This is a genomic window from Iodobacter fluviatilis, assembly GCF_900451195.1.
GTDB classification, from domain to species: domain Bacteria; phylum Pseudomonadota; class Gammaproteobacteria; order Burkholderiales; family Chitinibacteraceae; genus Iodobacter; species Iodobacter fluviatilis.
In genome coordinates, this window is the sequence record NZ_UGHR01000006.1 from 180,853 (window position 1) to 205,004 (window position 24,152).

A 24,152-nucleotide genomic window follows, 5' to 3' on the forward strand; every position below is an offset into this window, starting at 1 on the left:
ATGCAGGGGCAGCAATGCCCCTGTTTTGCATCCATCTTACAAAGGTTAATGAATGAGCGATTTATTGTTTCCTGAAATTCAGCCCCACCGCAGCGGCCGTTTGGCCGTAGATGATGTGCATACGCTTTATTGGGAAGAATGTGGCAATCCGGATGGCGTGCCGGTGCTATTTTTGCATGGCGGCCCCGGTGGCGGTATTTCGCCCATGCATCGACGCTTTTTTGACCCCGCCTATTACCGTATTGTGTTATTTGATCAGCGCGGCGCGGGGCAGTCGACGCCCTTGGGTGAGTATCGCAATAACTCCACCGCTCATTTAATCGCAGATATTGAAGTCTTGCGTCAGATGCTGGATATAAAGCAATGGCTGGTATTTGGCGGCTCATGGGGCTCTACGCTCGCACTGGCTTATGGCGAGGCGCACCCTGAGGCGTGTTCAGGCTTTATCCTGCGTGGGATTTTCCTGTGTACCAAGGCTGAGGTGGATTGGTTTGTAAATGGCATAGGTCATTTTTATCCTGAAGTCCACGCCGAATTTGCCGCGCATATTCCAGCGCCTGAGCGGGGTAATTTGCTCGAAGCCTATAGCCAGCGCTTGTTTAATGATGATCCGGAAGTCTATCTGCCCGCCGCCCGCCGCTGGAGCCGCTATGAAGGCAGTTGTCTGTTTTTAGAGCCACAAAGCAGCGCCATTGCCCAGTTTGAAACCGATGCTGTTTGCACCAGCTTAGGCCGCTTAGAGGCGCACTATATGCGCTACGGTGCTTTTATGGATGAAGACCAGTTGGTGCAGAATGTGGGCAAGATTCGCCATCTGCCCGCGGTGATTATCCAGGGCCGCTACGATGTGATTTGCCCGCCAAAATCGGCTTATCGCCTGCATCAGGCCTGGCCTGAATCCGCCTTACATATCATCCCAGATGCGGGCCATGCGGCGATGGAGCCGGGGATTGCTGCGGCTTTAATTAAAGCGACTGAGGAATTTAAATTGCAGGGGAAGTTTTCTTAAGTTCTGGTCGGGCGGGGGAATATCATGTGTGCTAAGCAATGTGGTTCTTTGTAGCAAACAAAGAAAGAAGATAACGACTACGCTCTTTGCACGGGGCTTTAAAGTCCCCTTGAAATACGCCGGAGTGAGGAACAAGCGGGGCGGGGTTTCGGCAAGGGAGCGAGGCAGCGAGCCAATCCCGCCCGCCGCCGACTCGATTGTCCGCAGCGCAGGGGCCTTCGTGTTTCGTGGGGTGGCCTTCTTTGGCTTCGTTTCTTGGCCACACAAGAAAGGAAGGTCCAGCGGGACGCCCGCACCTAAATCAACGTGCCAAAGGCACTCAAAAGACCTTTTTTGACTTTACTTAGCACTCATGCTTAATCTCCACTCCTGTTTTCCTCAGTGAAACTCCGCGTTCTCTGTGCCCTCCGTGTTTCAGGATGTGGGTTCACCCAGCAACAAAACTACTTCCCCTCTTCATTCTCTGGCTTTTTAGCCCTTGGATGAGTTCGGTCGTATTCTTGTGCTAGGTGTTGGTAATCAAGGTGGGTATAGACTTGGGTGGTGGCGATGCTGGCGTGGCCGAGCAGTTCTTGCACCGCACGCAGATCGTGTGAGCTTTGGAGTAAGTGGCTGGCACAGCTGTGGCGTAATTTGTGCGGGTAGAGTGGTTCGGCGATATTGAGTTTGGTTTCCCAGTATTTGATGCGCAGCTGCACCGCGCGAGTGCTGAGCGAGCTGCCGTTTTTGCCGATAAATACTGTGTTATCTCTCGGTGCTAGTTTGGGACGTTCTACCAGCCAGCGGCGGATGGCTTCACAGGCCACACTGCCAACGGGCAGTTGCCGCGTTTTGCCGCCCTTACCTGTAACCACTGCCATCCCGAGGTTAAGGTCTAAATCCGGCAGGGTAATTGAAACTAACTCTGCCACGCGCAGGCCCGAAGAGTAAGCGAGCTCAAAAATCGCTTTATCGCGGCAGCCCAGAATTTCGTCGTCGGGCATGTTTTCTAAGAAGCCGCTGGCATCATCAATGGTCATTGCTGCCGGCAGCTTTTTACTGGATTTAGGTGGCTTTACCCCATCAGCGGGGTTCATTGGCCAGTGATAATCACGGCACATCAGGCGGTAAAAGGTACGCCAGGTAGAAAGTGTGCGGGCGATGGTTCTGGCCGACAGGCTTTGGCCGGTGAGCTTTCGCACATAACCGCGAATCTCTTTGGGCGTGAGTGCAGATAAATCGAGGCCGGTAGCGCATTCCAGCAGGGTGGCCATATCGCGGGCATAAGCTGCACGAGTATGTTCACCTGCGCCTTTTTCGCCTTCCAGATATTGCACAAAATGGGCAAGCATGGCGTTTTTTGCACTGATTTGCTCCGGGCTGTCGCCTGCATCTGCTGCGGCCAGTTTTTTACTGGCCGCTTTTTCATCCCCGCTCAGAGAAATTAAACGCTCTGTTGCTGCTTGCATCACACTTCTTCGGTGAGCAGCATGGGCTCGTCATCGGGCGCGAATTGGGGTACGGCGCGGCGAATTGATGCGGAGACTAAATCAGACAAACGCTGCAAATAGAGCGTACCCATATCGGGATAGAAGCGCTCGATATCTTCGCTGGCCATGACCAACACACCAAAGGGCTCGCCCCCGGTGCGTAGGGCAAATTGGGCAAAGGATTTCAGCGTGTTGGCTTCAACATCAAACCAAGACAGCACTTCATCGGTGACATAAGGGCCGCAGTAAGGGGATACTAAATTTTGGGCCAGTTTTTGTACTGCTTCACCCACGGGGGCAAATTCGCGCAGATTACAATCGCTGTCCAGCCATAGCCTTAATGCGATATGCGGCACGCCAAAGCGATGCTGCAAATGGTATTCCAGAGTACCAATCATGCTGGCTAAGTCGTCTGCCTGCATCAGGCTGACACTCAGTTGGTGTAGTTTTTCCGAGATATGGTCGTTTTCTTCGCCAAATTGCAGCAAATCGCCTAAGCGCAGCTCCAGCGAGCGGTTTTTTTCGCGCAGGGTCAGCAATTGCCGCTCTGCGAGTGAAATAGCCTGGCCTCGATGTGTGTGCGGTACATAAATTTCGGCTAGCTCGTCAGCATATTGCTCAAAAAAGTCTGGGTTGTTCTTAAGCCAGGTAACGATTTCATCAGGCTGCATATTCTTCTCCCTGGAGGTTGATAGTGCCGTCAAATACGCTGACAGCCGGGCCGGTCATCCAAACTGCGGCTGAGCCACCTGCCCAGGCAATGGTCAGCTCTCCGCCATGTGTGTGCACACGAACACGTGGGTTAAGTAAGCCACGGCGAATCCCCGCGACAACCGCTGCACAAGCACCGGTGCCACACGCCAGTGTTTCACCCGCAGCACGTTCAAACACGCGCAGCCTGATTTCATCACGGCTGATGATTTGCATAAAGCCAGCATTCACTTTAGCCGGAAAGCGCGGGTGGGTTTCAATTTTTGGCCCGATACTGGCAACAGGTGCGACATCAACATCGGCAACAACTTGTACGGCGTGGGGGTTGCCCATTGATACCACGCTGATTGCAAAGCTTACGCCATCAATATCCAGTGGGTGAATAATGAGGTCGCTGTCAGCAATAAATGGGATTTCCTGCGGGGCAAATTGCGGCACGCCCATATTTACGCTGACATTGCCATCGTCTTCCAGCCGGGGGTAAATCACGCCTCTTGCTGTTTCAACGGCAATCTCTTTTTTAAGACTCAGTCCTTTATCGTGCACAAAGCGTGCAAAGCAGCGTGCGCCATTGCCGCATTGCTCAACCTCGCCACCATCATTATTAAAAATACGGTAGCTGAAATCGATATCGGCCCGCGAGGCGGGCTCTACCAGCAAAAGCTGGTCAAAACCAATACCAAAATACCGGTCCCCAAGCTGGCGTATGGTGCTGGTGCTCAGCCTGACCTGCTGATTTACCCCATCAATCACCATAAAATCATTACCCAAGCCTTGCATCTTTGTGAATTGAAGTTTCATATATCTGGCGCCGCTGAAGAGTTTGACTAAAGGTAAACGTAGCTACAGTTTAAGGCAATGCGTTAGCCCATATTTTCTGTGTTTTTGGGTTAAATTCCTCATTCGGGCGCTGAGGAGGGAAGGGGCCTATTTTCTTCGTACTTTAAACGCAAATAATTCGTGCTGATCCGGGTGGCTTTCCATTTCGATTTTGTCTTGTGCTGCTAAGCTGCGTAAGCGCCACATCGCTAAGACATCACTGCGAAAAAAGCCTTTGGCAGACTGCATCCAAAGCAGTGCAATCTGGCGGCAAGGTAAGTAATTAGTGGAGATTAAAGCCAGCATTTCGCTGTCAAGCGTGCTTGCATCCAGATGCTGGAATGTCTCTCCATTCCAGCCGCGAAACATGCTGGTTTGCTGGGTGAACTCTTGCCATTCTTGGGCTAATTTGTGTAATTGGGCTGGGGGAATTAGTTCGCTGCTGGCCGATTCGATTTGTTCTGGGCTAATCAGGCTGAGTGGCACCTGGCCTGCAATATAGCTGTCAGCCCCGGTGGTGTTGGGCATAGCCAGTTTAAAACTTTGTCCTTTTTGATAGCGCCACCACGCTAGGCGGCGCAGCAATAGCGCTTCGCCGCAGGAAGTGCCAGCCCAGAAAGTAAGATCTTCCGGCAGCGCCGCAAGCTGGGCATTGCCCGCGGGCAGTGCATCACTAAAGTCAAAGCTGGAGAGCGGGAAGACGTCATTCCAAAAATGGATTCTGGCTGCGGGATAAACGTGGTCGATATCGTTGAGCGGGCCAAGTGCTAAGTCGTCCTGGTGAATGCGGATATCGGCATAGGGGCCAAGTGCTTGGCGTAACAGATCCGCCGCAAAGTCCCCTAAAACCAGATGGCAGCTCACAGACAAAGCCTCAGATAATCAATCTTGATACATCTGTCCATTACTACAAACAGCCCTGCCGCCTTGGCGCGCTCTGCCGCGGCCTCATTAATAATGCCTTGCTGAATCCAGATTGCCGGAATATTCAGTGCAATCGCTTCATCCACAATAGCGTCGATCTGATCGGCGGCCCGGAACACATTGACCAAATCCACCTTGCCCGGCACATCGTTCAGGCGGGCAAAGGCCGGCTCGCCGAGTACGCTTTCGGTAAACGGGCGCACCGGTACAATTTGCATGCCCGCCTGCTGCATCACCTTCGCTACTGCAAAGCTGGGCCGGTCGGGCTTTGGAGAGAGGCCAAGCACCGCGATGCGGTGGATGCTGAGCAGAAACTGGCGAATGGCTTGGTCATTAGGATTTTGAAAAATAGCGGTTCTCCGAAGGCGTATTGATTGTGATGTTATGTAGAAACGATTAGTGCCTCTGGCAGGTTGATTGAGCTGTCGGAGCCCCTGCGGGGTATAAGTATTTACACAACTTAGGCGGTGTTTCTGATGGAGCTTCCCCCTTTGTGAAAGGGGGGAACAAGTACATCAAAGTTTTATAGGGTTTCCTCTGTAAAACTCCGCGTTCTCTGTGGCCCCCGTGTTTCAAGATTTGGGTTTTACTGCGCGGTATCAGTTACAAATCTAAAACCATCACTCCATCCGCCTCAACCAGCGCGCCCTTTGGTAGCGCTGCGGCCTGAATGGCGGCTCGGGCGGGGTAGGGCTCGGTAAAATATTGCCCCATGATGTCGTTGAGAGTGGCAAAGTTGCTCAGGTCGGTAACAAATACACCTAGCTTAGCTATGTTTTGCAAGTCACCACCTGCTGCCTGACATACCGCGCGCAGGTTTTGAAAGACTTGATGCGCTTGGGCATTAAAGCCCTCGGCCAGAATACCCGTGCTTGGGTCTAAGCCAATCTGGCCGGATAAATACACGGTACTGCCGATTTTGACGGCTTGCGAGTAAGTGCCGACGGCTTTAGGCGCGTGATCACTATGGATGATCGATTTGTTTATTGTGCTCATTTATTTAGGCCTTTGAATAATAAAACGCTCGCCAACAACGGCGTAATCTGGCCCGCCAAGGCGGGAGAGCGGATCGAGAGGCTCGGGGTGGACGCGGCCGTCTCTGAGTAAATCGTCCGCCACACCAAGGTGGATGACTTCCAGCAAAATTAAATCAGCGACTACAGGATCACCTACTTCTACATGCATATGCAGGCGGCACTCCAGCGCAATGCCGCAGTCTGCAAGGCGGGGCGGTTTGACTGCGGTAGAGGGCGTCAGTGCCAGCCCAAGTGCCGTGGCTTCACTTTCATTGGGAGCAAAAGATGCTGCAGAAGCGTTAACTTGCGGGGCATGCCCGCGTGAGGGCAGATGCACAACGCATTCGCCAGTTTGCAAAATATTGCGCGCAGTATCTTTAAGCAGGGCATTATCGTGGCGGCGATTAATGCTCACCGACACAATCATGGGCTCATTCGAAACAATATTGAAATAAGAAAAAGGCGCTACATTGACAATGCCGCTGGTGCTTTGGGTGTTAATCCATGCAATCGGGCGTGGTACAACACAATCGCTAATCAGCGCGTATTTTTCGTCGGGCGAGAGCGCCGAGATTGTTAATTCCATGCTTGTGCTGCCCATTCTGGCTTTAGTATGAATCGTAAATGGGGGCAAAACTGATTAACTCAATACAAATAAGCAAAGATAAGATAATGATTCAAAATTGTTTTGTTTGCCTTTGGCGGGTAGAATTACGCCCCTTTTTGCCGCCCGGAACAGGCCTGTGACTACTCCTAATTTTGCTCGTGCCTGCGGCATCGATTTTGGTACCTCCAATTCTACGGTGGGCTGGGTTCGCCCCGGCCACAGTACGCTGATTTCCTTGGAAGATGGCAAGGCCACATTGCCTTCTATGGTGTTTTTTAATGCCGAAGAAGATTCGGTCTGCTTTGGCCGCGCGGCCATGGGGGAGTATCTGGAAGGCTATGAAGGCCGCCTGATGCGATCCTTAAAAAGTCTTTTGGGCAGCAGCTTGATTGACGCACAAACCGAAGTAAATGGCCGTGCTTTGCCACTACGCGGCCTATTAGCTAAATATATTGGCGAATTAAAACTGCGTGCAGAGCACGCTGCTGGCCGGCCTTTCGAGCAGGCGGTATTTGGCCGTCCCGTACATTTTGTTGATGATGATACGGCGGCCGATGCGCAAGCCGAGAAAACGCTGGCCGAGATTGCCTATCAGGTTGGCTTTAAAGAAATTAGCTTTCAGTTTGAGCCGATTGCCGCTGCTTTTCATTATGAGTGCAGCATTCAAAAAGAAGAGCTGGTGCTGATTGTGGATATTGGCGGCGGTACTTCCGACTTCTCACTGGTACGTTTATCGCCAGAGCGCGCTAAGGTTTTAGACCGCCGGGAAGATTTATTAGCCAGCGCCGGTGTGCATATTGGTGGCACGGATTTTGATAAAGCCTTAAGCCTTGCGGGTGTAATGCCTTTACTGGGCTATAAAACGCGGCTGAAGAATAACTCGGAAGTCCCATCGGGCACCTTTTTTAATCTGGCCACATGGCACACGATTAACTTTGCCTACACCCGCCGCTCTTGGAGTGATCTGGCCGATGTTTACCGCGATGCCATGGAGCGCGATAAGCTGGATCGCTTAATGAGCCTGATCGAGCAGCGAGCCGGGCACTGGCTGGCACTGCAAGTTGAAGACGCCAAAATTGCGCTCTCTGCTAGCGATAAAACCACCATCTCTTTGGAGCGATTAGAAGACGATCTGACCCACGATCTGACCCGCGCCGATTTTGATAATTCAATCTCACGTCTTGTAGATACAGTAGAAAAAACCGTGACCGGGCTGTTAAACACGGCAGGCATCGGTGTTGAGCAAGTCGACACCGTATTCTTTACCGGCGGCTCCAGCGGCGTGCCGCTGCTGCGCGCCCAAGTCGGCGCACTATTGCCCAATGCACGTCATGTAGAAGGCGATTTATTTGGCAGTATTGGTACAGGTTTGGCGGTGGAAGCGGCAAGACGGTTTGGCTGATCAGTCTTTGCTGCGTGGACACAGCCAGATCGTGCCTATGTGTGCGGGTGTGGTGTTATTCGCAGGGCGGGTGAAACCCGCCGGGTTTCACCTATAGGCGCTAAGCAAAGTCAAAAAGACCTTTTTAGTGCCTTCGGCCCGTTGATTTTGGAGCGGTTGGCCACCGCGGGGGCCTTCCTTTCTTGAACGGCCAAGAAACGAAGCCAAAGAAGGCCGCCCCAAACAGCACGAAGGCCCCTCATCTGCGGACAGCGGCGGCTGCGGAACTCGCTTCGCTCAAACAGGCATCAAAGAAACCCCGCCCGCTTGTTCCTCGCTTTTAAGGTTTTCTCCGTGTCTACAGATCTTAGGTTTACCGCTTCGCTTTGATAATCACAAATTTGGCGTTCTGGGCGATTAACTCAATCTGCCTGAAGTTTTTCTTTAGCGCGGCCTGATAGTTTAAGTGCCGGTTTGCCACGATCCATAATTCGCTGTTGGCGCTCATACATTGTTTGGCTTGGGCAAACATGCTGAGGGCAATATCGGTGGTGATAGTATTCTGCTGGTGAAATGGCGGGTTGATGAGGATTAGGTCAAAAGTTTGTCCGTCTGCCACCGCGCTAGCGAGGCCATCACCGTGCTGAATCTGGCGGCTAGCATCTGGGAAATTGGCTGCAAAGCTAAGCTGGGCCGATTCAACCGCTGCCAAAGATTCATCAAATAAATGCAAATCGCTCTTGGGGTGCAGGCGATGATAGGCAAGGGACAGCAGGCCATTGCCGCAGCCCACGTCGGCCACGGTCTCTGCGCTTGGCAAGCGATCAAAATGTTCGATAAAAAAGCGCGAGCCTATATCTATTTTTTGCTCGGCAAATACTCCTGGCGCATTGTGGAGTGTAAGGTTCAGCTCAGGCACCGCTTGCAGATAGGGTGTGGCGATCTGTTGGCCTGGCCGCAGGCGGGCGGCGTACATGCGCGCTTTTCGCTGCGTGGGCAAGTATTCAACTTCATCACAGCAAGATTTAATCATCTCCAAATGCCCGCTGCTGACATGCTTTTGCATCCCTGAGAAATATAAGGGGAGTGGTTCGCTTAAATGCCGCGCCACCTCTTGTAGCTGGGCTTCAAATAAAGACAAAGACTTGGGCAGTTTAACGAGGCCATAAGCCAGCGCTTGGCCGGAGTAGGGCGTATAGCTTTGCTGGCTGTTGATTTCTATCGCGTGACGCGAGCACCAGGAATCATTGATATGAAACGCGTTTACACCCACGGCACAGTGCAGCGCGCCAAAAGCATCGTTGATAAGTAAGACGGATGCATCTGTGCGGATAAACTCTGCAAGGTATTCATCGCTCGCATCCCATGCACGTAAATCTTTAGCGTGCTTTGCCGGGTAGCGCAGTAAATTCAGCGCGGCAAAATCAATCAAATTTTTCGGGCTTGCAGACATATATTCTTTATTTGATAAGGCCAAAGCTTTGGCTAAGGGGGCGATTCTAGCAGTTGCCCGCTTGCCTGTGACAGCGCAGACACTCCGCACCCTCTTGATGAGGGTTTTTTTACGCCCGCTGGTTTGGATGCAATCGCTGGCCCGGCAATTTTTTGGAGTGGATTCTTACAAATAAAGCGCAGTGTTTCTATGATTTGCTTTTTGGAGTTTTTTTGTAATTCATTGTATTTAAATTGATTTATTTATTTTTGGAAGGAGGAATAAGCGATCTCGCGCCTGATACGCCGATTTAATCAGCACGGCAAGGCATTAGTTGCTTACAGCATATTGATCTTTATCAAGCCTCTTTTTAGTCGAAAATATACAATATTTCGAAATTATTTAAATATTCGACAAAGAGGCCGAGCATGTCTGGTAGTGAAGCTAGCCCCAAAATTGGGGTGTCAACTTTTGTCATGATCACCGCTGCCGTTGTAGTGAGCGTACGTACGCTGCCTATGACAGCGCAGCCTGGGATGATGACAATTTTCCTAACTCTGGCTGCGGCCTTGTTATTTTTAGTTCCTACCGCCTTGGTGGCGGCCGAGCTGGCCACCGCTTGGCCACAGGATGGCGGGATTTTTATTTGGGTGCGTGAGGCATTTGGCGAGCGTTTAGGTTTTGTCGCCGTGTGGATGCAGTGGATTCAAATGGTGTTCGGGATGACTTCTATCATCATGATCATCGCCGCAACCATCGCCTATGTGGTTGATCCGGCACTGGCAACCAATAAGTACTTTATGTTGGGAATGATTCTGGCGGTGTGGTGGGGTTGCACACTGGTGAATCTGCAAGGGGTTAAAACCCTAGGCTGGGTTTCTACGATTTGTGTGAGCTTGGGTGTGTTCTTGCCAGGTATTGTGCTGATTGTAGCTGGTGTTGCTTATGTATTAGGTGGCAATCCGATCATGACCGATGTGTCTTTCAGCATGTCGAATATGATTCCGCATTTTAGCGATGCCGGTACTTTAGGTCTGTTTATTGGCTTTATCTTCGTCGTAATGGGGATGGAAGTCTCTGCTTCAAATGTGTCTTCTATTAAAGACGCAAAACGTAATTATCCGATTGCCATCGTTCTGGTGTCGATCATCATGGTTTTCCTTTCTGTTGTTGGCTCTGCCGCCATCTTCGTGGCGATTCCTAAAGAAGAAATCTCCATGACTGCCGGTTTGATGCAGGCCTTTGAGCTGTATTTCAGCAAATGGGGCATGCCTTGGCTTGCACCTGTGATGGGTTTATCCATTGCCCTTGGCTTGATTGGTCAGGTGAATTCTTGGGTGTTGGGTCCGGTGCGTGGCCTGCAAGCGACGGCTAACTCCGGTGTTTTGCCAGAGATTATGCAAAAAACCAATAAACATGGTGTGCCCGTTACTTTGGTCATGATCCAAGCCGTTGCCATTAGCTTGGTAGGCATTCTGATTACCGTGATTCCAGACGTCGATAACTTCTACTTCATGTTGATGGGTCTGACGGGGCTGGTTTATCTGGTGGCCTATCTGTTTATGTTTGCTGCGGCTATTTGGCTTCGTTACAAGCATCCGGAAGTAGAACGCAGCTTCAAAGTTCCTGGCGGCAATTTTGGTATGTGGCTTGTGTCCGGAATGGGTTTTGCGATGTCTTTACTCGCCGCTTACCTCGCTTTTGTTCCACCAGGCAGCTTTAAAGGTTCGGCATCAGGTTACTTCATGTTCCAACTGATGGGGCTGATTGTGATGTTTGTGATTCCTTTCTTTGTGTATGCCTACGGCCAGAAAGATAAAGCACGCCAAGCCAAGAAAGCAAAGCTTGCCCCTAAGGCAACTCGTGTCGAGCTGGATGCTCATCAGGATAACGCAGCTGCTGCGCACTAAGCGCCGGCTAATAAATTTCAATATCAGGAGTTTAAAATGTTTAAGACCACTATGAATGTTGATGCGCTGTTTCTGGGCCCTAAATCAGAAAATCGTGAATTCTTTAAAGAAATGGTTGATTACGCAGTAGATGAGCACATCCACTGGCGTGCAGATTTTCACCCGGAAGATGCCCCATTATTGTCGCCAATGGATCAGCATCAGCCTGATTTCCGTAATACGCTTTATCGCACTGAAGGCATTTTGCGTCAGTTGTCTTCCAAGCTGAAAACCACATCCGTGCCTTGGTTCTCGCCGCGTTATTTGGGTCATATGAATGCCGATACGCTGATGGTTTCAAATATCGCGTATGTAATGACCATGCTTTATAACCCAAACAATTGTGCGCATGAAGCATCTCCAACCACCACCGAGCTTGAATTGGAAGCAGGCCGCGATCTATGTGCGATGTTTGGTTACGACGTGCAAAAATCATGGGGCCATATTACTTCTGGCGGTACGGTTGCTAATTACGAAGGCGTTTGGGTTGCCCGTAATCTGAAATCTCTGCCTTTAGCCATTGCTCAACACGAAAAAGCCAAAGATTTAGTGGCTGGCATGAGCGAAAAGCAATTGCTGAATATGTCGCCCACAGCCATTCTGGATTTATCTGATGAGCTGAAAAAACGCGAGTTGTTTGAAGAAGTGCGTGCGCTGACTGTACGTGGTGTGGGTGTTAAACAAGGCCAGCTGGGTAAATTCCTTGTGCCGATGTCCAAGCATTACTCATGGATGAAAGCCATGGATGTGATGGGTATTGGTCAAGAGCATATTGTTCCGCTGCCAGTGGATGAAAACTACCGCACCGACGTTGAAACAATGCGTGCCATTACCTTTAAATTGATCGAAGAGGGTACGCCTATCCTCGGTATGGTGGCCGTAGTGGGCACAACCGAAGAAGGCTCGATCGATCATGTGGATGAAGTGATCAAGCTGCGCCGTGAATGCGAAGAAAAATACGGCGTGTCTTTCTATGTACACGTGGATGCAGCTTACGGTGGTTATGTGCGTTCGATGTTCCTTGATGAAAACAGCAAATTCATGGAATACGATGCTCTGATCGCCCGTTATCGCGCCGAAGATATTATCCCTGAAGGCGTAACTTGGCCTAAGCGTGCGGTGTATGAAGGCTTTAAAGCGATGTCTGAAGCCGATTCTATTACGGTTGATCCGCACAAAGCTGGCTTTATTCAATACGCTGCCGGTGCGGTATGTATGAAAGACAAGCGCATTGTTGATCTGATCTCCTACCACGCGGCCTATGTATTTGAAGAAGCCGATGATGCGGGTGAAGAGCAAAATGTGGTGCTGGGCTCGTCTATTATGGAAGGCTCTAAAGCCGGTGCAACGGCTGCCGCAGTATGGGCAGCGCATCGCTTAGTGCCGCTCAATGTTTCAGGCTACGGCAAGGTCATTGGTCGCGGTATTGTGACGGCCGATTGGTTTGCACAAAAGCTATCGATGGCAAAACCGATTGTGGTGGGTAATCGCCGCTTTGAATTGCGCCCATTGATGCACCCAGATTTCCATATGGTGAACTTCACCTTTAAGGAAATCGGCAATCCAAGCTTGGAAGACCATAACCGTCTGAATCAACGCATGTACGAAGTGTGCTCTTACTCATCGGGCCGCACTTACAGCAATGATTTCCTGACTTCATCCACTTCGCTCGCCTTTGACGAATACGGTGATACCCCTTGGATTTACGCTGAAAGCCGTGGTTTCAGCCGCAGAGAGTGGGATAAAACCCAAAGCGTTTACATCTTGCGTGCTGCGGTGATGACTCACTTCCTGCGTGATCCACAAGGCTTTGAAGACTACTGGACTAATTTGCGCGCCATTTTTGCAGAAAAACTAGGCCATATCATCGATATGGAAGCCAAAGAAGCCAATCAATTAAAAGCTGCTTAATGCAAAAAAACCCGCCTCAGCCGAGGTGGGTTTTTTGCTATCGAAGAGATCAATGTTTCTATTTAAGTTAATTATCAGATCAATCCGCTTATTTGTGCGGGATGATTAAAAGGTTGGGCTATGTTTGCGATTAACTACAAAGCGGTGGGTGCTACTTTGCTGATTTCCGGCACCATGCTGGGAGCAGGAATGCTGGCTTTGCCCCTAGTTTCCTCTGGAATGGGCTATACCTACGCCAGTCTTGCGCTCGTTTGTATCTGGCTGCTGATGACCTATACCGCGCTGATGCTATTGGAAGTTTCGCTGGCTTTTCCGGCAGGCAGCGGTTTTGATGTAATGGCACAAAGTTTGTTTGGCAACAAAGGTTTGTGGATTATCAACGCCTCCTTGTTACTGCTTTTATATGCACTGTCTGGTGCTTATATCTCTGGTGCGGCTTCGTCTTATACCTCAAATATTAAACAGTATTTGGGAATAGACGTTCCTTCTGCCGTGGTTGCGGCAATCTTTACCCTGCTGATCGGCTCTATTGTTTATATGAGCACGGGAGCCGTGGACCGCGTTAATCGCGTGTTGTTTAGTTTGAATGTTTTTATCTTCTTTGCAATGGCCATCACCATTCAGCCCTATGTGAATCAGGGTAATTTAAATAGCACACAAGACTCCAGCCGCTATATCTATGCGGCATTTCCGGTGTTTATTACGGCATTTGGTTTTCATGGCAGCATTCCCAGCATGGTGAAATATATTGGCCGCGATAAGCCACAAACGCTGCGCAATATTTTTATCCTTGGCGGCTTAATTCCGCTCCTGGTGTACGCGATTTGGGAATATTGCAGTCTCGGTCTTGTGCCCAGAATAGGGGAGAATAGCTTTTTGACCCTTGCAGAAAACCAGGGCTCGGTGGGAATGTTTCTTGATTATATCCATGCCAGCACCAGCAATCATTGGATACCCAGTCTGATTAGCTTGTTTTCATCGATCGCATTATTTACCTCCTATTTATGTGTGTCCTTAGGATTATTTGATTCGGTGGCAAGCAGCATAGGCTGGAAAGATTCTAAGCATGATCGCTTAATTACGGCGCTGGCTACTTATCTACCCCCCTTTGTATTTGCGTGGATATACCCGGAAGGTTTTGTTTTAGCCCTTGGGGCGGCGGCTATTTTCTTATCGATTCTGGCGATTTTATTTCCCGCTCTGGCGCTTTATAAATTACGCGCCCGGGACAGCTATCAGGCTGGCTGGCGCGTTCCATGCAATACCTGCTCGTTTTGTACCGTAACGATGATGGGCGCTTGCATTATCGTTTTCCAAATTATGAAAATGCAGAATTTATTACCGATTTGCTAGGAGCACGTAATGAAAGAAAAAAATTTAATCAGTCAGCTGCAAGAGCGCGGGCTGATTGCTCAAGTCACCGACGCTGCGGCGCTGGATGCCATCCTCGCGCAGAAATCCGTTACGCTCTATTGTGGTTTTGATCCGACTGCAGACAGCTTGCATCTGGGCCATCTTGTCCCATTATTGGCTTTAAAGCGTTTTCAAATGGCAGGCCATCGCCCCTTGGCTTTGGTGGGCGGTGCCACCGGTATGATTGGCGATCCTAGCTTTAAAGCCACTGAGCGCTCACTCAATACCCCTGATGTGGTTGCTGGCTGGGTAGATAAAATTCGCAAGCAAGTCTCTCCATTTCTGGATTTTGACTGTGGCGCTAATAGCGCAGCTATGGTGAACAATAACGACTGGTTTGCGGGCATGGACGTGCTGAGTTTCTTGCGCGATATCGGCAAGCATTTCTCAGTGAATGCCATGATTAATAAAGAATCGGTCAAGCAAAGACTGAACCGCGATGAAGTGGGTATTTCGTTTACTGAGTTTGCCTACAGCCTGCTGCAAAGTTATGACTTTGCCGTATTAAATAAGAGCCATGATTGCCAGCTGCAATTGGGCGGCTCGGATCAATGGGGCAATATTACGGCAGGGGTCGATCTGACCCGCCGCATGAACCAGCAGCAGGTGTTTGGTATTACCATGCCGCTGATTACTAAATCTGACGGCACTAAGTTTGGTAAGAGCGAAGGCAATGCGATCTGGCTGGATCCAAGCAAATGCTCGCCTTATAAGTTTTACCAGTTCTGGCTAAGCACATCGGATGACGATGTTTACCGCTTTATGAAGTACTTTACCTTTATGACTTTGGCTGAAATCGATGCGATTGAAGCGGCAGACCGTGCCAGCGGCGCAGCGCCAAGTGCACAGCGTATCTTGGCTGATCATGCGACTGAATTAGTGCATGGCAAGGCTGCTTTGGAAGCCGCTAAACGCATCAGCCAGAATCTATTTGCAGAAGATCAAAGTGCACTGACCGAAAGTGATTTCCAGCAATTAGCGCTGGATGGCGTGCATCATATTGAGCTGGATTATACCGAAACGAGCCTTGTAGATGCGCTGGTTCAATCTGCATTAGCCAGCTCAAAAAGCCAGGCGCGTGGCTTTATTGAGAGTGATGCGGTGAGTATAAATGGCCAGAAGGTCAGTGATCTTACTTACCATATGGGCACAGTGGATCACCGTTTCAGCCGATATACTCTGCTAAGACGCGGCAAAAGAAATCATTGCCTGATTATCTGGAAGTAATCGTTTTCAGAAGGTCCGTGCTGGGCAGAGGGTAATGCAGGTTTATTTCTGTGTTACTGCTGACTGGCCCATTAAATCATCACTTTCACTGAGCTCGGAAGTGGTGATTTTTTTATGCAGCTATTTCACTATTGGATCTCATATGAATATTTTATCTATTCAATCACATGTGGTATTTGGCCATGCAGGAAATAGTGCTGCAGTGTTCCCTATGCAATGCATGGGTGCGAATGTCTGGCCATTGCATACCGTACAGTTTTCTAATCACACGCAATACGGGCATTGGGCAGGCATGGTGATGCCAGAGGCGCAAATCAGCGAGCTAACAGCAGGCATTGCCCAAACCGGGCAGCTGGCTCAATGTAATGCGTTGTTGTCTGGTTATATTGGCAGCGCGGCTCAGGGTGAGCATATTCTGGCTGCTTTGCAGATGCTCAGAGCCGCCAACCCTTTGGCGATCTATCACTGCGATCCCGTGATGGGCCACCCGCTTAAAGGCTGCATTGTGGCGCCGGGTGTGGCGGAGTTCCTGATTGAAAAAGCGATACCAGAGGCAAATATTGTGTCGCCCAATCAGCTTGAGCTTGAAATGATCGTGGGCCGCTCATTAAGCAGCCTGTCTGAGATTGTAGTGGCTTGCCATGAGGTGCTGGCCAGAGGGCCGCAAACCATCCTGATTAAACATTTGCATTATCAGAGCAAGGATCCAGCCTGCTTTGAAATGCTGGCGCTTAGCAACGATGAGGCTTGGTTGATTCGCCGCCCAATTCTTGCTTTTGATAAAGAGCCGGTCGGGGTAGGGGATATGACTTCGGCGCTGTTTTTAGCCAGCTTGCTGACAGGCAAGTCTATATCTGCTGCGCTGGAGCACACCACTGCAGCGGTGTACGGCGTGCTGCTGGAAACCGCCAGCCAGTCGCGTTATGAGCTGGCCGTGGTTGACGCAAGACAGGAATACACAAAGCCAAGCCATGCTCTGCAGGCTATCAGGCTCTGGCCTGAGTAATCTATCTTGAGCAGAAGCTTCTTGTGGCGGGAAGCTTCTGGCACTGATGTTTAGTTGAACGAGTTAATTTTTCTAAGCATGACTAAAGCGTTTTCTTCTTCCTTGCCGCCCGCTGCAATGCAGTTCTCCAGCCCACCATTTTCCTGCCAGTGATTGCTGCCGTCTTCCGTGTAAAACGACACATATTTGCACTCGTCTATTACATCGTTAAATCCATTCATTGCGGTGTATTTAACTTTAACGATAAACGCGGTTTGTTTGCCCCTCAGCTTACCTTGCCAGATGACGTCACCTGTTTTGAGTGTGAAGCTTTCAGGTTTTTTGAGTGTCTGTTTAATGATGGCGCTGGCGTCATCTACTTCAGATGAGCCACAGGCAGACAAAAATAAAGCCAGGCATAAAGCAATCTTTCTCATTTCTAATCTTTATATTCGTGTAGACAAATAGCGTGTGTGCTAAAGCTTAAACGCTGGATGGGCTGTGTTTAACGCGCTCCGAAAACTTTTCCGGGCTTAAAGTCTCTGCTAAATCAATCACGTGCTGGTAGTGTGCTTCAATCAGGACCAATGCTTTTTGCAAGTCTCTGGCAAGCACGGCATCCATGATTGCTTTGTGCTCGCCGTGATCGTGATAGCGCGTGACCTCGTCTAATTCAACATTGAGCCAGATATGGCGATAGCGTTCCAGCTGGTTATAAATATTTTCTAAAGTGGAAAGCATCATCGGCGAGTTGCACGCTTTGATGAGGGCCATATGAAAATCCATATGGCGCTCGCCCCATTCTTCGTAATCGACGCCAGGCTGATCTAACTGAATACGCTCCATGCGGTGGAAGGCTGTAATAATGCTCAGCTCCCATTCTTCACTGCCCCGCTGCATGGCTTTTTCCAGAGCAAGGCCTGCGATAGCCCGCCGGGTAGCCAGAATATCGCGTAACTCATTCAGAGATACGGGCGCAACCCTAAACCCTTTTTGTGGCTCCATTACCACAAAATGCTGCCAGACCAATTGTACTAAAGCTTCACGAATAGGTGTGCCGCCTACCTGATAATGCTGCTTTAATTCATTCATTTGCAGCTTTTCACCGGGTAAAAAAGTACCCAGTAAAATATCACGGCGTATGGCCTTAACCATCTGATCTGAAAGGGTTGTACTGTTTGACATGGGGATTTATGACTTCGCTCTTTGCATTAAGACAGCGCAATGACAGCCATTGCAAGCAGCGAACATGATAGCGTAATCACGGGGCCTGCCACAGGCAATAACCACAAATAAAAGAGGGGAACTATTTAAAAGCGGAAATGAAAAACGGCCCCAATTTTCATTGGAGCCGTTCTTTTTAAACTGGTGGCCCGTCTCGGAATCGAACCAAGGACACGCGGATTTTCAATCCGCTGCTCTACCAACTGAGCTAACGGGCCGCATAAAGCGGTTTTAAAGCCAACCAGACGATAAAATCTGATCTTAAAAAAACTTGGTGGCCTGTCTCGGAATCGAACCAAGGACACGCGGATTTTCAATCCGCTGCTCTACCAACTGAGCTAACAGGCCGCTGAGAGGTCGCTATTAAAGCCCATTTGTAATGAGTCGTCAACCTTTATTATGAATAATATTCGAAAATAGCTTAATTTTTATATTTCGCTATATAAGATTAGTTTACTTGAAATAGGGGTGTTTTTAGCGTGCATTTGGCGCGCGCGCCTAGCAGTGTGCTCGAGATGTTGGGTGGGGAGGCTATTGCACAGAATTAAAAGTCAGGATTTTTGGTTTTTAACATCAATGTGACCATGTTTCTGCTTTGTTTGACGTATGAGTTATCCATTTTATAAAAAATCAAAATAAAAAACGGTCATTCTGAAATTGCTTAATCTATGTTTTTAAAAGAAATTAGTCTTTTTACATAAAAAAATTAGCGATAAATTTTGAAAATTTTCTACTGCTGGGCTTGACGCAAGGAAGAACCTTGCCTAGAATGCGCTTCTCTTGTCGGGGGGGTTACCCCAGCGGTCAACGGGTCCGGACTGTAAATCCGGCGGCTTAGCCTTCGAAGGTTCGAATCCTTCCCCCCCCACCAGAATAATGTATGCGTAGTGAAGAATCTGCGTAGAGGTTGTAAGGTTGGATTAAAATAATGCGGGTGTAGCTCAATGGTAGAGCAGAAGCCTTCCAAGCTTACGACGAGGGTTCGATTCCCTTCACCCGCTCCAAAAAAGATTAGTGTGCCGTTGTAGCTCAGGGGTAGAGCACTCCCTTGGTAAGGGAGAGGTCGCGGGTTCAATTCCCGCCAACGGCTCCAATCGCTTGGTATATTTTCAAGTTCTCGAGATAGGAAATATCATGGCAAAAGAAAAATTTACGCGCACGAAGCCACACGTAAACGTTGGTACAATTGGTCACGTTGACCATGGTAAAACCACTTTGACTGCGGCTATTTCGACTATCTTGTCGAAAAAATTCGGCGGCGAAGCGAAAGATTATTCGCAAATTGATAGTGCGCCTGAAGAAAAGGCTCGTGGTATTACGATTAATACCTCGCACGTTGAGTACGAAACAGAAACTCGTCACTACGCACACGTAGATTGCCCGGGTCACGCAGATTACATTAAGAACATGATTACCGGTGCTGCGCAGATGGATGGCGCGATCTTGGTTTGTTCGGCTGCTGATGGTCCTATGCCGCAAACACGTGAGCACATCTTGTTGGCTCGTCAGGTTGGTGTTCCATACATCGTTGTTTACCTGAATAAGGCTGACTTGGTTGACGATGCAGAATTGCTTGAATTAGTAGACATGGAGGTTCGTGAGCTGCTAAGTAAATATGATTTCCCAGGTGATGATACGCCGATTGTTGTTGGTTCTGCTCGTTTGGCGCTGGAAGGCGACCAATCAGAACACGGCGAGCCATCTATCTACCGTCTTGCTGAAGCACTTGATTCGTACATTCCATTGCCAGAGCGTGCTGTAGATGGCGCGTTCCTGATGCCAGTTGAAGATGTTTTCTCGATCTCTGGTCGCGGTACTGTGGTAACTGGTCGCGTAGAGCGCGGTGTAGTTAAAGTTGGTGAAGAAATCGAAATCGTTGGTATCACTACAACTGTTAAGACAACATGTACTGGTGTTGAAATGTTCCGTAAGCTGCTGGACCAAGGTCAAGCTGGCGATAATATCGGTGCGTTGCTGCGTGGTACTAAGCGTGAAGATGTTCAGCGTGGTCAAGTTCTGGCAAAACCAGGTTCGATCACTCCGCACACTAAGTTCGAAGGTTCTGTTTACGTTCTGTCGAAAGATGAAGGTGGTCGTCACACTCCATTCTTTAACGGCTACCGTCCACAGTTCTTCTTCCGCACGACTGACGTAACAGGTTCGGTTGATTTGCCTGCAGGTACCGAAATGGTGATGCCAGGTGATAACGTTGAAGTTACCGTTAGTCTGATTGCTCCGGTTGCGATGGAGCAGGGTCTGCGCTTCGCGATTCGCGAAGGTGGCCGTACTGTTGGTGCTGGTGTTGTTGCAAAAGTTATTGAATAAATAGGTTTACAAAAGAGGGTTGAATTGTTATAGTTCTGCCCTCCCGTAGGTGAGTAGCTCAATTGGTAGAGCACCGGTCTCCAAAACCGGGGGTTGGGGGTTCGACACCCTCCTCGCCTGCCACGGTTTAGACATCAGAGCCGTTTCCATAGGGAACGGCTCTGTTTTATCCAAGTTTCCGAATCGGACAAATGGTTAGCATCGACAAAATCAAGATCGCAGCATCATTGCTGTTGGTTGCATTGGGCGTTACTGGGTTTTACCTGGTTCCGGCTGATCAAGGAATTGTTCGCTCATTGCCTGTAGTGCTTAGTTTGGCGCTTGCAGGCTTTGTGCTATGGTTTTCGAATCCTGGTCGTGCGTTTGTAGATTACGCGCGTGACTCGATTAAAGAAGCGCAGAAGGTTGTGTTTCCTACTCGAAAAGAAACCTGGCAGATGACGGGCGTTGTGTTCCTGTTCGTTGGGGTGTTGTCCCTCTTTATGTGGGGCGTTGACTCCGGTCTGACATGGGTGTTCTATGATCTGATCTTAGGTCGTGGCTAAAGTAAACAGGAATGCGGAGTATCTGAATGTCTATGCGTTGGTATGTGGTACACGCCTATTCCGGCTTTGAAAAAAGTGTGCAAAAGGCGCTGATTGAGCGGATTGAACGTGCTGATATGCAGCATTTGTTTGGTCAGATCTTAGTGCCTGTTGAAGAAGTGATGGAAGTGAAGGCCGGCACTCGTAAGCTGACCGAGCGGAAACTCTTCCCGGGTTATGTATTTGTTGAAATGGAAATGGGTGATGAAACTTGGCACTTAGTTAAGAGTACAGCTAAGGTGAGTGGTTTCATTGGTGGTGTGGGTAATCGTCCTACACCTTTGCCTGAGCGTGAAGTTAAATCTATGCTGCAACAGGTTCAAGAAGGGGTTGAAAAACCTCGTCCGAAAATCTTGTTTGAGGTGGGTGAAGAGCTTCGTGTTACAGAAGGCCCGTTTGCTGATTTCAATGCAACTGTTGTTGATGTTGATTACGACAAAAGCCGGATTAAAGTGTCTGTGCTTATTTTTGGTCGCGCAACACCAGTTGAAGTCGATTTTGCACAGGTCGAAAAAACCTGATCTGTGTAGTGTAATGCCCTAGGGCATTTTGGTAGGGGAGCGAGTGTTTTGCTCGCGTTTGACCCGAATTTAGGAGTTTTAAATGGCTAAGAAAATTATTGGCTATATCAAGCTGCAAGTGCCAGCTGGTAAAGCAAATCCATCGCCACCGATTGGTCCAGCTCTGGGTCAACGTGGTCTGAATATTATGAATTTTTGTAAGGAATTCAACGCGGCTACTCAAGGTATCGAGCCAGGTCTGCCAATTCCTGTAGTTATCACTGCTTTTGCAGATAAATCATTCACCTTTGTGATGAAGAGCCCACCAGCAACGATCTTGCTGAAAAAAGCTGCTGGTATCACTAAGGGTAGCGCTAAGCCACATACTGACAAAGTTGGTGTTGTGACTCGTGCTCAGCTTGAAGAAATCGTTAAGACCAAGAATGCTGACTTGACTGGCTCTGATATCGACGCAGCAGTGCGCACTATCGCTGGTTCCGCTCGTTCGATGGGTCTGACCGTGGAGGGTGTGTAAATGGCTAAGCTATCTAAACGCCTGAAGGCTCTGAACGCAACTGTTGATTCTAACAAGCTGTACGCTATTGACGAAGCCATCGCGCTGGTTAAAGCGGCTGCAACTGCTAAATTCAACGAATCAATTGATGTATCTGTAAATTTAGGTATTGACGCACGTAAGTCGGACCAAGTGGTTCGCGGCGCTGTTGTATTGCCTAAAGGTACTGGTAAGTCAGTTCGCGTAGCTGTTTTTGCACAAGGTGCAAATGCTGAAGCTGCTCGTGCTGCTGGTGCAGAAATCGTTGGTTTCGATGATTTAGCTGAATCCATCAAAGCCGGTAATATGGACTTCGACGTTGTTATTGCTTCTCCTGATGCAATGCGCGTTGTTGGTCAGTTAGGTCAGATTCTGGGTCCACGCGGCTTGATGCCTAACCCGAAAGTGGGTACTGTGACTCCTAACGTTGCTGAAGCAGTTAAAAATGCTAAAGCTGGTCAGGTTCAATACCGTACTGATAAAGGTGGCATCGTTCACGCTACATTAGGTCGTGCAACTTTCGAAGCTGCTGATCTGAAAGAAAACTTGTTAGCGCTGGTTGATGCGCTGCAAAAAGCTAAACCAGCTTCTTCAAAAGGTGTATACCTTAAGAAGATCGCTGTATCGAGCACAATGGGTGTCGGCGTTCGCGTTGAAACCGCTTCGGTAGTAGCTTAAGTATTTAATGGAGTCAGCCTTTGGGCTGACTCAGTCGACTTTGGGCTTGGCGGAATATTGCCAAGGTTGTCAAAGACCGTAGGTGCCATAAGATTTCTTGTGGCTTAATCCGGCTCCCAAAAGCCAGCCTACGCAGACGGTGCGCCCGAATCTATAGGCTCTAGTAGCATCACCATTATGGTGTTGTTGTTTTAAGTCTCCTGAAGCAAAGGTCGCCGTTTGATTGGGTGGTGTGATTTATTCGCACTGAACTACTAACCAATGGAGGTAGACCTTGAGTCTCAATCTTGAAGACAAAAAGGCGGTAGTCGCTGAGATTACAGCAGAAGTTGCTAAAGCTCAGACGGTTATTATCGCTGAATACCGAGGTATCGGCGTTGCAAGCATGACTACACTGCGCAAACAAGCGCGTGAGTCAGGTGTGTACCTGCGTGTTCTGAAGAACACACTGGCACGCCGTGCGGTTGCAGGAACTCCGTTCGCTGAGTTGGCTGACCAAATGGTTGGCCCGCTGGTGTACGGCATTTCCGAAGACCCAGTTGCTGCGGCAAAGGTCTTGAACACATTCTCTAAGAAAGACGAGAAAATCGTGATCAAGGCTGGTTCTTATGATGGTAAGGTAATGAATGCAGAAGAAGTAGCTGTTCTTGCATCCATTCCAGGCCGTGAAGAACTGTTGTCCAAGCTGCTGTACGTTATGCAAGCACCGATGGCTGGTTTCGCACGTGGCCTTGCCGCGCTGGCAGAGAAGAAGTCCGAAGGCGTTGCCGCACCGGTGGAGGCTGCAGAAGCCCCAGCCGAAGAAGCAACCGCATAAACGATTACTTAAACACGATTGTTGTATTAAAACAGACAAGATTTTCAGGAGTATTAATAAATGGCTCTGACTAAAGACGATATCCTCGAAGCAGTATCTGCTTTAACCGTAATGGAATTGAATGAGCTGGTTAAGGCATTCGAAGAAAAGTTTGGCGTTTCTGCTGCTGCTGTTGCAGTTGCTGGCCCAGCTGCAGCTGGTGCTGCTGTTGAAGAAAAAACAGAATTCGACGTAATTCTGACTGGCGCTGGCGCTAACAAAGTTGGCACGATCAAGATCGTTCGCGAACTGACAGGTCTTGGCCTGAAAGAAGCGAAGGACCTGGTTGACGGCGCTCCTAAGTCTCTGAAAGAAGGCATTTCTAAGGCTGATGCAGAAGCTATGGTTAAGAAACTCGTTGAAGCTGGTGCAACAGCTGAGATGAAGTAAGCATCCTTTAGGATGTAGTGAAGGCAGGCGGAGGAATCCGCCTGCCCTTTTGCGTTTGTGTCTATTGCTTAGCTTACAGCTGATCCCGATATTTGTCGGTTAGCGGAATCCAGCTTGTGTTCTTTGCAAGCAGTTGTCAAACCGGAAACCGCTCACAAACACGTTGGCGGGCGTTTGCGGTTTGTCCTT

General features: G+C 49.3%; 24 protein-coding genes and 6 tRNA genes. 18 read left to right on the forward strand and 12 right to left on the reverse strand.

The genetic code is table 11. The features are described 5' to 3' along the window. The first annotated feature begins 52 nt into the window (after nucleotides 1-52). Nucleotides 53-1,009: a prolyl aminopeptidase gene (gene pip / locus DYD62_RS22495; RefSeq protein WP_115230144.1), complete on the forward strand. Its 957-nt coding sequence runs from the start codon at nucleotides 53-55 to the stop codon at nucleotides 1,007-1,009. A 443-nt stretch (nucleotides 1,010-1,452) separates the two neighbouring features. Here the strand turns inward: pip and DYD62_RS22500 are convergent, their stop codons facing one another. The 7 genes from DYD62_RS22500 to DYD62_RS22530 form a co-directional block, all read right to left on the reverse strand. After that, on the reverse strand, nucleotides 1,453-2,457 hold the full coding sequence (locus DYD62_RS22500) for a tyrosine recombinase XerC (protein ID WP_115230145.1): 1,005 nt from the start codon (nucleotides 2,455-2,457) through the stop codon (nucleotides 1,453-1,455). Further along, nucleotides 2,457-3,149, reverse strand: coding sequence for a DUF484 family protein (locus DYD62_RS22505; protein WP_115230146.1), 693 nt, complete (start codon nucleotides 3,147-3,149; stop codon nucleotides 2,457-2,459). Before DYD62_RS22505 ends, DYD62_RS22500 begins: the two co-directional genes overlap by 1 nt. Then, complete coding sequence (gene dapF, locus DYD62_RS22510) at nucleotides 3,139-3,990, reverse strand: diaminopimelate epimerase (RefSeq protein WP_115230147.1); 852 nt, start codon at nucleotides 3,988-3,990, stop codon at nucleotides 3,139-3,141. Before dapF ends, DYD62_RS22505 begins: the two co-directional genes overlap by 11 nt. A gap of 126 nt (nucleotides 3,991-4,116) precedes the next feature. Continuing rightward, on the reverse strand, nucleotides 4,117-4,872 hold the full coding sequence (locus DYD62_RS22515; RefSeq protein WP_165928752.1) for a DUF3658 domain-containing protein: 756 nt from the start codon (nucleotides 4,870-4,872) through the stop codon (nucleotides 4,117-4,119). After that, entirely contained in the window at nucleotides 4,869-5,219 is a 351-nt protein-coding gene (locus DYD62_RS22520) for a CoA-binding protein (RefSeq protein WP_267896141.1), read from the reverse strand. Before DYD62_RS22520 ends, DYD62_RS22515 begins: the two co-directional genes overlap by 4 nt. A 316-nt stretch (nucleotides 5,220-5,535) precedes the next feature. Continuing rightward, on the reverse strand, nucleotides 5,536-5,919 hold the full coding sequence (locus tag DYD62_RS22525) for a Rid family detoxifying hydrolase (protein WP_115230191.1): 384 nt from the start codon (nucleotides 5,917-5,919) through the stop codon (nucleotides 5,536-5,538). Nucleotides 5,920-5,928: 9 nt separating this feature from the next. Next, on the reverse strand, nucleotides 5,929-6,534 hold the full coding sequence (locus tag DYD62_RS22530; RefSeq protein ID WP_165928751.1) for a flavin reductase family protein: 606 nt from the start codon (nucleotides 6,532-6,534) through the stop codon (nucleotides 5,929-5,931). Nucleotides 6,535-6,691: 157 nt separating this feature from the next. Here DYD62_RS22530 and DYD62_RS22535 point away from each other — a divergent pair, with 157 nt between their 5' ends. After that, a complete protein-coding gene (locus DYD62_RS22535; protein ID WP_115230151.1) occupies nucleotides 6,692-7,957 on the forward strand; it encodes an Hsp70 family protein in 1,266 nt (421 codons plus the stop codon). A 352-nt stretch (nucleotides 7,958-8,309) separates the two neighbouring features. On the opposite strand, the gene DYD62_RS22540 is transcribed toward DYD62_RS22535, so the two are convergent. Then, the gene (locus DYD62_RS22540) at nucleotides 8,310-9,389 is read right to left on the reverse strand and encodes a class I SAM-dependent methyltransferase (RefSeq protein WP_115230152.1); all 1,080 of its coding nucleotides are present in this window, start codon (nucleotides 9,387-9,389) and stop codon (nucleotides 8,310-8,312) included. 407 nt (nucleotides 9,390-9,796) lie between these two features. Here DYD62_RS22540 and DYD62_RS22545 point away from each other — a divergent pair, with 407 nt between their 5' ends. The 5 genes from DYD62_RS22545 to pdxY all read left to right on the forward strand — a co-directional run bounded on the left by DYD62_RS22545 (nucleotide 9,797) and on the right by pdxY (nucleotide 16,874). Further along, on the forward strand, nucleotides 9,797-11,278 hold the full coding sequence (locus DYD62_RS22545; protein WP_115230153.1) for an APC family permease: 1,482 nt from the start codon (nucleotides 9,797-9,799) through the stop codon (nucleotides 11,276-11,278). A gap of 36 nt (nucleotides 11,279-11,314) precedes the next feature. Continuing rightward, nucleotides 11,315-13,228 (forward strand): pyridoxal phosphate-dependent decarboxylase family protein, encoded by a 1,914-nt coding sequence (locus DYD62_RS22550; protein WP_115230154.1) that lies wholly within the window; start codon nucleotides 11,315-11,317, stop codon nucleotides 13,226-13,228. Between the two features lie 120 nt (nucleotides 13,229-13,348). Next, entirely contained in the window at nucleotides 13,349-14,581 is a 1,233-nt protein-coding gene (locus DYD62_RS22555) for an amino acid permease (RefSeq protein WP_207916710.1), read from the forward strand. 9 nt (nucleotides 14,582-14,590) lie between these two features. Then, nucleotides 14,591-15,868, forward strand: coding sequence for a tyrosine--tRNA ligase (tyrS, locus tag DYD62_RS22560; protein ID WP_115230155.1), 1,278 nt, complete (start codon nucleotides 14,591-14,593; stop codon nucleotides 15,866-15,868). A gap of 142 nt (nucleotides 15,869-16,010) precedes the next feature. Then, complete coding sequence (gene pdxY / locus DYD62_RS22565; RefSeq protein ID WP_115230193.1) at nucleotides 16,011-16,874, forward strand: pyridoxal kinase PdxY; 864 nt, start codon at nucleotides 16,011-16,013, stop codon at nucleotides 16,872-16,874. 50 nt (nucleotides 16,875-16,924) lie between these two features. On the opposite strand, the gene DYD62_RS22570 is transcribed toward pdxY, so the two are convergent. From DYD62_RS22570 to DYD62_RS22585, 4 genes are all read right to left on the reverse strand, one after another. Continuing rightward, the gene (locus DYD62_RS22570) at nucleotides 16,925-17,290 is read right to left on the reverse strand and encodes a hypothetical protein (RefSeq protein ID WP_115230156.1); all 366 of its coding nucleotides are present in this window, start codon (nucleotides 17,288-17,290) and stop codon (nucleotides 16,925-16,927) included. Between the two features lie 46 nt (nucleotides 17,291-17,336). Beyond that, a complete protein-coding gene (locus DYD62_RS22575) occupies nucleotides 17,337-18,038 on the reverse strand; it encodes a GntR family transcriptional regulator (RefSeq protein WP_115230157.1) in 702 nt (233 codons plus the stop codon). Between the two features lie 181 nt (nucleotides 18,039-18,219). Further along, a tRNA-Phe gene (locus DYD62_RS22580) sits at nucleotides 18,220-18,295 on the reverse strand. 54 nt (nucleotides 18,296-18,349) lie between these two features. Beyond that, nucleotides 18,350-18,425: transfer RNA gene (locus DYD62_RS22585), tRNA-Phe, on the reverse strand. A 437-nt stretch (nucleotides 18,426-18,862) separates the two neighbouring features. Here DYD62_RS22585 and DYD62_RS22590 point away from each other — a divergent pair. The 11 genes from DYD62_RS22590 to rplL all read left to right on the forward strand — a co-directional run bounded on the left by DYD62_RS22590 (nucleotide 18,863) and on the right by rplL (nucleotide 23,963). Continuing rightward, nucleotides 18,863-18,948, forward strand: a tRNA-Tyr gene (locus tag DYD62_RS22590). A 59-nt stretch (nucleotides 18,949-19,007) separates the two neighbouring features. Continuing rightward, nucleotides 19,008-19,081: transfer RNA gene (locus DYD62_RS22595), tRNA-Gly, on the forward strand. 14 nt (nucleotides 19,082-19,095) lie between these two features. Continuing rightward, a tRNA-Thr gene (locus DYD62_RS22600) sits at nucleotides 19,096-19,170 on the forward strand. A 41-nt stretch (nucleotides 19,171-19,211) separates the two neighbouring features. Beyond that, nucleotides 19,212-20,402: an elongation factor Tu gene (gene tuf / locus DYD62_RS22605; RefSeq protein WP_115230158.1), complete on the forward strand. Its 1,191-nt coding sequence runs from the start codon at nucleotides 19,212-19,214 to the stop codon at nucleotides 20,400-20,402. Nucleotides 20,403-20,449: 47 nt separating this feature from the next. Next, nucleotides 20,450-20,525, forward strand: a tRNA-Trp gene (locus DYD62_RS22610). A gap of 68 nt (nucleotides 20,526-20,593) precedes the next feature. Then, complete coding sequence (gene secE, locus DYD62_RS22615) at nucleotides 20,594-20,947, forward strand: preprotein translocase subunit SecE (protein ID WP_099396493.1); 354 nt, start codon at nucleotides 20,594-20,596, stop codon at nucleotides 20,945-20,947. Between the two features lie 26 nt (nucleotides 20,948-20,973). Then, nucleotides 20,974-21,507: a transcription termination/antitermination protein NusG gene (gene nusG / locus DYD62_RS22620; protein ID WP_046351544.1), complete on the forward strand. Its 534-nt coding sequence runs from the start codon at nucleotides 20,974-20,976 to the stop codon at nucleotides 21,505-21,507. 82 nt (nucleotides 21,508-21,589) lie between these two features. Continuing rightward, the gene (gene rplK / locus DYD62_RS22625; protein WP_046351545.1) at nucleotides 21,590-22,021 is read left to right on the forward strand and encodes a 50S ribosomal protein L11; all 432 of its coding nucleotides are present in this window, start codon (nucleotides 21,590-21,592) and stop codon (nucleotides 22,019-22,021) included. Next, nucleotides 22,022-22,717 carry a 50S ribosomal protein L1 gene (gene rplA, locus DYD62_RS22630; RefSeq protein ID WP_099396492.1) on the forward strand — a complete coding sequence of 232 codons (696 nt, stop codon included), beginning with the start codon at nucleotides 22,022-22,024 and terminating at the stop codon, nucleotides 22,715-22,717. A 274-nt stretch (nucleotides 22,718-22,991) separates the two neighbouring features. Continuing rightward, nucleotides 22,992-23,534 carry a 50S ribosomal protein L10 gene (gene rplJ / locus DYD62_RS22635; RefSeq protein ID WP_115230159.1) on the forward strand — a complete coding sequence of 181 codons (543 nt, stop codon included), beginning with the start codon at nucleotides 22,992-22,994 and terminating at the stop codon, nucleotides 23,532-23,534. Between the two features lie 60 nt (nucleotides 23,535-23,594). Continuing rightward, a complete protein-coding gene (gene rplL, locus DYD62_RS22640) occupies nucleotides 23,595-23,963 on the forward strand; it encodes a 50S ribosomal protein L7/L12 (protein WP_046351548.1) in 369 nt (122 codons plus the stop codon). Nucleotides 23,964-24,152: the final 189 nt, after the last annotated feature.

Excerpts from the sequence above, each read along its gene's own strand:
- pip (WP_115230144.1), top strand. The coding sequence starts at position 53 with ATGAGCGATTTATTGTTTCCTGAAATTCAGCCCCACCGCAGCGGCCGT.
- DYD62_RS22500 (WP_115230145.1), bottom strand. The coding sequence starts at position 2,457 with ATGCAAGCAGCAACAGAGCGTTTAATTTCTCTGAGCGGGGATGAAAAA.
- DYD62_RS22505 (WP_115230146.1), bottom strand. The coding sequence starts at position 3,149 with ATGCAGCCTGATGAAATCGTTACCTGGCTTAAGAACAACCCAGACTTT.
- dapF (WP_115230147.1), bottom strand. The coding sequence starts at position 3,990 with ATGAAACTTCAATTCACAAAGATGCAAGGCTTGGGTAATGATTTTATG.
- DYD62_RS22530 (WP_165928751.1), bottom strand. The coding sequence starts at position 6,534 with ATGGAATTAACAATCTCGGCGCTCTCGCCCGACGAAAAATACGCGCTG.
- DYD62_RS22540 (WP_115230152.1), bottom strand. The coding sequence starts at position 9,389 with ATGTCTGCAAGCCCGAAAAATTTGATTGATTTTGCCGCGCTGAATTTA.
- DYD62_RS22545 (WP_115230153.1), top strand. The coding sequence starts at position 9,797 with ATGTCTGGTAGTGAAGCTAGCCCCAAAATTGGGGTGTCAACTTTTGTC.
- DYD62_RS22550 (WP_115230154.1), top strand. The coding sequence starts at position 11,315 with ATGTTTAAGACCACTATGAATGTTGATGCGCTGTTTCTGGGCCCTAAA.
- DYD62_RS22555 (WP_207916710.1), top strand. The coding sequence starts at position 13,349 with ATGTTTGCGATTAACTACAAAGCGGTGGGTGCTACTTTGCTGATTTCC.
- tyrS (WP_115230155.1), top strand. The coding sequence starts at position 14,591 with ATGAAAGAAAAAAATTTAATCAGTCAGCTGCAAGAGCGCGGGCTGATT.
- pdxY (WP_115230193.1), top strand. The coding sequence starts at position 16,011 with ATGAATATTTTATCTATTCAATCACATGTGGTATTTGGCCATGCAGGA.
- DYD62_RS22570 (WP_115230156.1), bottom strand. The coding sequence starts at position 17,290 with ATGAGAAAGATTGCTTTATGCCTGGCTTTATTTTTGTCTGCCTGTGGC.
- DYD62_RS22575 (WP_115230157.1), bottom strand. The coding sequence starts at position 18,038 with ATGTCAAACAGTACAACCCTTTCAGATCAGATGGTTAAGGCCATACGC.
- tuf (WP_115230158.1), top strand. The coding sequence starts at position 19,212 with ATGGCAAAAGAAAAATTTACGCGCACGAAGCCACACGTAAACGTTGGT.
- secE (WP_099396493.1), top strand. The coding sequence starts at position 20,594 with ATGGTTAGCATCGACAAAATCAAGATCGCAGCATCATTGCTGTTGGTT.
- nusG (WP_046351544.1), top strand. The coding sequence starts at position 20,974 with ATGTCTATGCGTTGGTATGTGGTACACGCCTATTCCGGCTTTGAAAAA.
- rplK (WP_046351545.1), top strand. The coding sequence starts at position 21,590 with ATGGCTAAGAAAATTATTGGCTATATCAAGCTGCAAGTGCCAGCTGGT.
- rplA (WP_099396492.1), top strand. The coding sequence starts at position 22,022 with ATGGCTAAGCTATCTAAACGCCTGAAGGCTCTGAACGCAACTGTTGAT.
- rplL (WP_046351548.1), top strand. The coding sequence starts at position 23,595 with ATGGCTCTGACTAAAGACGATATCCTCGAAGCAGTATCTGCTTTAACC.